Annotated in this window: 9 protein-coding genes; 2 read left to right on the top strand and 7 right to left on the bottom strand. The window is 56.5% G+C overall.

Annotation, left to right across the window (positions count from 1 at the left end):
• The 7 genes from HV670_RS30700 to HV670_RS28945 all read right to left on the bottom strand — a co-directional run.
• On the bottom strand, nt 1-280 hold a 280-nt coding region (locus HV670_RS30700; protein ID WP_217478554.1), incomplete at its 3' end, for a hypothetical protein.
• Complete coding sequence (locus HV670_RS28970; RefSeq protein WP_175108382.1) at nt 277-738, bottom strand: DUF3331 domain-containing protein; 462 nt, start codon at nt 736-738, stop codon at nt 277-279. The genes HV670_RS28970 and HV670_RS30700, both read right to left, overlap by 4 nt.
• 1,249 nt (nt 739-1,987) lie before the next feature.
• Nucleotides 1,988-2,638 carry a polysaccharide deacetylase family protein gene (locus HV670_RS28965; RefSeq protein ID WP_175108381.1) on the bottom strand — a complete coding sequence of 217 codons (651 nt, stop codon included), beginning with the start codon at nt 2,636-2,638 and terminating at the stop codon, nt 1,988-1,990.
• A 46-nt stretch (nt 2,639-2,684) separates the two neighbouring features.
• Entirely contained in the window at nt 2,685-3,479 is a 795-nt protein-coding gene (locus HV670_RS28960) for a fumarylacetoacetate hydrolase family protein (protein WP_343054525.1), read from the bottom strand.
• A 363-nt stretch (nt 3,480-3,842) separates the two neighbouring features.
• Nucleotides 3,843-4,343, bottom strand: a complete 501-nt coding sequence (locus HV670_RS28955; RefSeq protein WP_343054524.1) for a VOC family protein — start codon at nt 4,341-4,343, stop codon at nt 3,843-3,845.
• Nucleotides 4,344-5,180: 837 nt separating this feature from the next.
• Nucleotides 5,181-5,909, bottom strand: a complete 729-nt coding sequence (locus HV670_RS28950) for a TetR/AcrR family transcriptional regulator (protein WP_175108379.1) — start codon at nt 5,907-5,909, stop codon at nt 5,181-5,183.
• A gap of 223 nt (nt 5,910-6,132) precedes the next feature.
• Nucleotides 6,133-6,333, bottom strand: coding sequence for a hypothetical protein (locus HV670_RS28945; RefSeq protein WP_175108378.1), 201 nt, complete (start codon nt 6,331-6,333; stop codon nt 6,133-6,135).
• A 460-nt stretch (nt 6,334-6,793) separates the two neighbouring features.
• Between HV670_RS28945 and HV670_RS31635 the strand changes: the two genes are divergently transcribed.
• A complete protein-coding gene (locus HV670_RS31635; RefSeq protein WP_246258077.1) occupies nt 6,794-6,961 on the top strand; it encodes a divalent metal cation transporter in 168 nt (55 codons plus the stop codon).
• Nucleotides 6,886-7,071 (top strand): hypothetical protein, encoded by a 186-nt coding sequence (locus HV670_RS31630; RefSeq protein WP_246258080.1) that lies wholly within the window; start codon nt 6,886-6,888, stop codon nt 7,069-7,071. Before HV670_RS31635 ends, HV670_RS31630 begins: the two co-directional genes overlap by 76 nt.
• Nucleotides 7,072-7,133: the final 62 nt, after the last annotated feature.

Genomic DNA, 7,133 nt, shown 5'->3' with positions numbered 1-7,133 from the left:
CAGGGCCTGCTCCTTGAACTCGACAGAATACGTTTGTCTCGCCTTCAACCTGCACCTCTGACTCTTCTTGATAAGAAATTTCAGAGGCGACAACTACTATGACGCCGGGGGGTTCCAGAGGTAGTTCGATCAGTGTCCAGCCAAACGCTAGCCAACTGGCAAGGCCGAACCAAATGGGGTGTCTCCAGTCGATCCGAGCGCCAGAAGTCAAAGGCGAAGAAGCCGGCGGTCCAACCATCGGTACGCCCGCTGAACCTTCGGTGCCTAAAGTAACTTTCATCCTGCACCTCGTGCCGACTCGGCAGCACCGACGCATTGCAGCGCATGCGCGAGAATCATTGTGTCGGCGTTAGCTGGGCCGCTGCGGGTGGCGATCGGATGAAAGACGTCGGTGCCGGCCACGATCGGGGCGCCGGTCATAGCACAAACCCCGGCACGAAGCGTCCTGAAGCGACGCCAGCGCTGGTCCTCGTAGCGACAACGCGTCGGGTCGTACCACCCAATGGTCGCATACGATTCCGTGAGTTCGAGTACGTTGATCGTCACACAAGCCCAGAAATCTTGTGTATCCCCAAAGGCTGGTTTGCATGACTGCCTGGTGTGGGCCACCTGGGCTTGTGCTTTGATCAGCGTCGTCGTTGGCACCGGATGGCTCGCCGCATTTCCGCACGCGCAATATTGGAACAGCAAGTCGAGAATTTTCGGCCAAGGGTCGGCTTTTGCACTATAAGAATTCATGATCGCGGCTCCTCGAAGAGGTATATGAAGAGGTGGGAAAACGGATGTGGTTTTCCCTTCAGCATGAGGATCCTTCGCATCGCACGGCGTTGACCTGTGGATCGAGCAATTGCGGACAAATGGGCGAAAGCCCGGAGGGACATGCCTGCAATTCGGCGTTCGAGATCGTGCCCATCACCGGGAGATCGTCTTAATCCTGGGGTTACGTCTGCTGATGAAACTTCAGAGAACTCATCGCGCCGGCTCGGGCTTTCGGGGTGGCGCCCGCTGCACTGCGGATGCAACAGCGACGCGCACACTCCTGCAGCCTCGACGCCCGCGTTATGCCGGCATCGCACAGCCACCGATCAGCGTCTGTCCCGCATGCCTGAATGTCATGCGTTCTGGTTTCAGAATGTCCGCGAGCGTGTAAACCTCCTACCCGGCTTCTAAACGTAACTTCTAGTGATGTCGCTTCGTCCCGTTTCCAGCGGTAAGTAGGAATACACGAGCCTAATTTATTAGGGCTTCCGGCTGAATAGCTCACACTGCGCCATTGGTCTTCGATGCGGAGCCAATTGTCGTTGGCTACACTAACAAAAAAAATTTCGTCCTCGTTTGTCATGTCTATTCCAACATATTTGGCGCGAGTTGAGGGGCGATCGGTCCCGCACTGTCTCGCGAAGCCGCAATTCTTTTGACTGGAGTGATTATGTTCGAACGATAGTTCCGCGGACAGTTAAGCAGCGTGAAGCAATGCTATTTGATGTTACAACCGGAGAAGCGCTGGCCAATGAAGGCGATACGCGTACCAGCGGGCTTTAACATGATGCAATTGAAAGCATGATTCGCTACAAACAACTCTTTTCCGAGCAAACGCCCACAATTTCCTCCGCTTTCGCGTAGTCACCATGGTATTGTCAACTTGTCGGTCGACGATCAGCCGAACACGCAGTTTGCAAGGAGAGCGAAATAGAGATCGCCGAACCACTATGAACATAGTTAGCTTCGCACATATTCAACTTGTTGGATCAAGCTCGACGCGGAGGCCGTTGCTAGTCGCGAACTCGTGAACCGCCCCGGGGCGGTTCACTCGCGTCTTCCATGGCACCGCCTAGCTTGGGCGACAACTCGGCGATTGTCGTCCTCGCCCCGTTGCTGGCCCGCTGCTGCGCGACTCTAGACTTCGCGGAGCATACGTGATCGAGCCACCGCGCTGGCGACACCACCTTTGTGGAACCGCAGCCAATTGCTAATCACGTCGCTCCAATTAAAGGCGCTCGGCGATGTATGAATCCGGCAGGGACACAGGACTGCCATCGCGCATAAGAATTACCTCGTCCGGAAAATCCTGCGTGATAGTCACACCGGAATCGCCCAGCCGGTCCAGCAACTCGGGCAAACGCGGCAATGCCGCATGCGCAATATCGTGCAGCACGGACACCGTCCAGTCCTGCCTTGACACGTCCGCAAGGCAGCGTTCGACCCAGCCCGCTTGATCATCCCAGTCGTGCGGCACGCTGTTCCACAACACGCCGGTGTAGCGGTGCCGCAGGAGGTACGAAAGCGCCGCCTCACTAAGCAAATGCGGACCGACCTGACCATCATTGCCGAAAGGTCGAAAGAACCGGCTTGGATGGACATACTTTCCGAGCAGCTGCTGCGTTTTCCCGATCTCTGCTTCCACGTATTCCCCGTCTTGTCTCTCACCGAACGCGACAGAGTGCGTGTATGAATGGTTGCCAATCCAATGCCCTGCGGCGTGGACATCTTCGAGCAAGCTGGCCGCCGATGGATCCTCCAGGTTTCGCCCCACCACCATAAAGGTCGATCTCAGGTTTTTCCTTGCAAGGATATCCAGAACCTTGTCGGTGATCCCTGGTGTGGGTCCGTTGTCAAACGTCAGCGTGACTTTTTTCATATGCATCTTCAGGAGAATACGTGCCTAAAGCATCGGGATTGCGGCGCTAGTCTGAACTAACTACCAAGTGTCGTTGTGTGCCCAAACCTGTGACGCTCATGTCGACCACGTCACCGGCCGCGAGGAATTGCGGTGGCTTCATCCCTAGCCCAACACCGGCTGGGGTTCCAGTGATGATGAGATCACCGGGCATTAACGTCATGAACTGACTGACATAGCTGACGATAGTGTCAACATCAAAAATAAGGTCCGAGGTGTTGCCGTGTTGACGAATCTGACCATTCACCTTCAGGCTCAGGTCGAGGGCATTCGGGTCGACCTCATCTCCAGTTACAAGCCATGGCCCGATCGGCGTAAATGTGTCGAAGCTTTTTCCTTTACCCCATTGACCCGCACGCTCGATTTGCCAGGCGCGCTCGGAAACGTCGTTCACGAGACAATAACCCGCGATGGATGCACGCGCCTTCTCTTTGTCGACGCGCTTCGTCACGGAGCCTATGACGATGCCGAGTTCAATCTCCCAGTCAGTTTTCTCCGAGCCTGCCGGTAACACTATGTCGTCATTCGGGCCACTGATGGACGACGTGGACTTCGCGAACACCACTGGCTCGACTGGAATCGCGAGACCTGATTCCCTCGCGTGCTCACGATAGTTGAGCCCAATCGCGATGATTTCGCGAACACTGGCGAGCGGCGAACCCAGTCGCCCGGGCTGATTTACCAAAGGCAACTTGCTCGAATCAAGTGCACTGAGGAAGCGCAACCCCTCAGGAGAAAGCACATCAGTGTCGATGTCCCGCACGATGGGGCGCAAGGATCGCACATTGCCCAGCGCGTCCACCAGGGAGTTCGTACCCCGCCGGGCCGTATCGTAAAAGTTTCATGGTCGTTTCCACTTCAAAAAGAAAGGTTAATGTATATGTTCTTCAATGTGCGCCCGTCCGAAGACACGTCGGGTCGAACCAAAGCCACTTCGCGCAGGAACGAAGACTCCCGAAGCGGCGCGCGGACGATCGGCCGAGCAGCATCCATGTGCCCCCATTGGAGTCTGGTGGACCGGACCCCGGATGAGGCCTACTTCGCGACGATGCCAGCGATCTAAATCGGCAGCCTGATTGCCCGTCGGCTCCACTTGAAAACCTGGAATCCTGCCCGAACAAACGAGGCCACCTCACTTCGAGCACAGCGAGGCTTCCACGCCACCCTAAATTTTGGTTTTCCCGCGCCATTGATTGTTAGGTTCGCGCACCCCTGCGAGCCAGTTCTCGAGGTCGGCTTCCGCGGTCCGCGCCGACTGTTCAAGTATCTCGATGCCGTTCGGAACGATCGTGGAAATCTCCACGATCATGCCATTGGGATCCTCGGTGTAGCACGAGTAACAGTAGCCGTGATCAACGATCTCTACCGGGGCACCAGCGTCTTCAATACGTTTGCGAAAGTAATCGACGGTTTCCATGGTGTCGACTCCCAGTGAGACGTGATGCTCATACGGATCTCGGGGCATCGGCATCGGTTCGTCACGCATGCCTTCTTCAAACTGAAAGAAGCCGAGCGCGCTCCCGTCTCCGACTTCGAAGAAGCAATGAACGTAGTTCGACGGCGTTTGTTTGATGACGTCGTACGCCTCAGTCCACGTACCGACGAGCGGCAGCTGAAGAACGCCCTCGTAGAAAGCCCGGGTGGCGGTCATATCTTTAGTGCGCACAGCATGATGGTGCCAACCGCTAATCCTGTTCGACCTCAGTCGTTCCTTTCGACGCGCAATTACGGAAGTGTCAGAATCTACTTGCACGGCTATCTCCCATCTAGGTTTGCCAACTTCAGGTGCACGGCGCACTGGCTGTCACCGCACCCCAGGTATCTGCTTTCAATCAAAGGATGTCTCGCGGCAAGACAACATCATCGAGGGGCACTGTCTACTCCAATGGACCACTCGCTGCTCATCGGGCCTTGCCTGCTGCGATCTGGAATGAATGTTATATAGAGGACGATTGACGCGGTAGTACGCTATTTTCGCCATCAGCGTTCTATTTGGGGAACGACGAGAACATCAATGCACGATCTGAATGAGCTGTTTTTCTTCGTCCAGGTGGTGGACCGTGCGGATTCGCGCCGACGGGACGAACGCAGGCATGCCGAAACCGAGACTGAGCCGGCGGATTGCTCTGCTGGAGGATCTCCTCGGATCGTGATTCGATCCTCCGTGGTTTCGATCAATTGTGGTGTTGTTTTGGGCATGCTCGCCCAAGAAGTCGCGGGAGGTACTACTTGCGCGACCCCGGAAGCGGCCCGGCGCCGTTTCCCCTTTCCTCCGTTTTCTAGCCGCGGAACTTGCCTACTGTGTTTCAATGGATCACTCACTGAAGCATGGGCGGGACGCTAGATCCTGAACGAGCGCAGGAAGGTCCGACAGCTCCGAGACTGCTCCATTAGTAGTCAGGTCGGACGAGCACAGCGGTTGCGTGCGGACGGCGTAAGGCCCCGCAGCGCGAAGCGTAAATTATCGGACGGCTGTCGGCGTGCGCCATCGCCGCGCGGGCGCCTACGTTATCTTCAAACGATCCGGAACTGCGGCGACCGCTGCGGTTTGCGGACCGCCGCTCGAAGGCTTTTTCTCCTGCTCGTGCGCGAACCCGTTCAAAAAAGCATCGACGACCGAGCGCACCTTTGCCTCCACGATCGACGCCTTGGGTGGACGTATGATTCCGAGCAGCAGCTGGTGCGATAAATTGAACGCCATCATGTCGTGAAAGAGGATTGCAGCCTCCTTCGCATCGCAAGTACGCAGTTCCCCGCGTGCCTGGCGCTCCTCGCAGAATTTTGTCATTGCCTCGTAAAAGATACGCGGTCCCCGATCGAACCACGTCTGTCCTACTTGTGGAAAGCGACTCGATTCGGCAATGGCCAAGCGCTGCAGCGCGATGGCTCGGGGATCCAGCACGGCCTTATAGAACGTTTGGCCAATGCTGGTCAACGCCTGCCGCAGCGGCAGCGAGAATGAATTGGAGTCCGAAATTATGCTGGATATCTCGTCACTGAGATATTCGACCGCAGCAATGAAGAGACTTTCTTTGCCCTTAAAATGCTTATACACATTGGACTTGGAGCCGCCTACCTCAGCGATGATTTCATCCAGGGTCACGCTATCGTAGCCGCGCGCCAAGAACATGTCCGCCGCAGTGCTCAGCAGTTCGCGGCGTCTTTGCGTCGATTTGCTCACCGGTAGACGCCATAGCAGTTTTTTTGAGGCAGGCGTCTTGCTAGTGGGCATGTAAACCTCTTTGCGTTTTCAACCGAATTCCGGTCGCTCTCGACCCATCCGTACCCTAGTGTAGCGTTCCATTCCCTTTTGGACTTGGGAGGCTATTCGCGCGAATGACGTTCTGCAGGATGTCGCGTGGGCTCCTGGCGTTGTGATGGGCGACGAACTCATCGATGGCGCGACCAGTTCGGAACGCCGCGGCGGCGCCGTAATGATATCGCGGAAAGAGCGCTCAACTATGTTCACTCACGACGCGGAGCTGCCCGGTGATGTGCTTGTTCTGCTTGCCGTCAGCGGTCACCAGCACAATACGCTCGCGCTGTGCCAGCCTCACGCTCGTGAGCTTCGAGCGAAGCAGCGTCGTCAGCTCGTCTCGCTCCTCATCGGTCAACACGATCTCGGGGCAACTCGCACAACTGGGGGCAAGTTGCACGACCTCTCCAGGCGATCACGGAGTAGTGAAACTGCTCAATCCAGATAAGTTCCTATCAATAGAAAACACTCCACTAGCCCTTGCCGCTTGCTTTCGCATTGGCACACCAAAAAGCGTACCGATTGGTACTCTACATTACAGATTCCCCTCCGTCCATCCTATCGAAGAAGTGGTCGAACCACTGGCGTTTACCCCAATATCCCACTCCTCGCGTTGACATCTACCATGCTTGACGAATGGTACTGGCCGGTACTACTGTGACTTCATCGATCTGCACCGCGCGTTGTGGAGGTCCGCTCCATCAGCACGTCATGGCGCATTGCTTCGATACCAAGCGGTTTGCCGCGAGTGCACTTTCAGAGATTCGACGTAATGGACAATGCCAACTTAGAACAGGGGTTGACCGTACGGACTGCGCGGGCCATCGGCGAGGTTCTGGCAGGACGCAGGACCTCATCTCGTGCCACAGCTACCGACCCGTGATGCCCTCACAGTCGCGGTCGGCATGTTCGGTGCCACGGTAATGTCCCATGCCATCTATTTGCACTCGGGATGGTGCAGAACCGTGCGCCGGCGCGCACTGACGCCGCTCGCAAAAGATGGGTGTGCTTCTCCAATCTCGAGGTGATCGTCGCCCTGGTACTCGCGTGGCTGGTCAACATGGCCATGGTCATCATGGCCTCCGGTTCTGAGCATCCCGAGGTTGCCGAGTGCCGGATGATCGAAGAGCAATCTTGACGCCCGGTACGCGGAATTCACCCCCTCAGTCCCATTCAGTGAGGCGATGTCATGCCCGTTCT

It is taken from the genome of Pararobbsia alpina, assembly GCF_902859895.1.
GTDB lineage: Bacteria > Pseudomonadota > Gammaproteobacteria > Burkholderiales > Burkholderiaceae > Pararobbsia > Pararobbsia alpina.
Note: the sequence above shows the minus strand (reverse complement) of the source record. Positions and strands in the feature narration are given on the sequence as shown.